The sequence below is a fragment of the Actinoalloteichus spitiensis RMV-1378 genome (assembly GCF_000239155.1).
Lineage (GTDB): Bacteria > Actinomycetota > Actinomycetes > Mycobacteriales > Pseudonocardiaceae > Actinoalloteichus_B > Actinoalloteichus_B spitiensis.
Genome location: NZ_AGVX02000833.1, coordinates 1 through 358, shown reverse-complemented (window position 1 = coordinate 358; position 358 = coordinate 1). Strand labels below are relative to the sequence as shown.

At 71.5% G+C, this 358-nt stretch carries 1 protein-coding gene; it reads right to left on the bottom strand.

Annotated features, from left to right (window positions below; all coding sequences use genetic code 11):
• The coding region (locus ACTIDRAF_RS31460) for a condensation domain-containing protein (protein ID WP_039789834.1) at nt 1–358 on the bottom strand (358 nt) is incomplete at both ends.

Sequence of the window (358 nt, the reverse complement as noted above, 5' to 3'; positions counted from 1 at the left end):
AGCAGGGCCCACGCGGCCTGCACCACCGCGTTCACCGTGACCTGGTGGGAACGGGCGAAGGACAGCACCCGCTCCGATTCCCGGGGTGTCAGTTCCACCGGAATCCGGGCCACCGACTGGGATCGGTGCGCCCGCTCGGGTGCCCGGTCGTAGGGCAGGGGGGTGGGCTCGTCGAACCCAGCCAGTGTCCGACGCCAGAAGTCCAGCGACTCGCCCCGGTCCCGGGCCACCAGCCACTCCACGTAGTCCCGGTAGGGGCGACGTGTCGCGGCGCGGTCCGCTGCTCGCGCCACGGCGGCTTCGCTGCCGGTCAGCACGGCGTATTCGGTGAAGACGTCGTCGAGGAAGCGGAACGTGC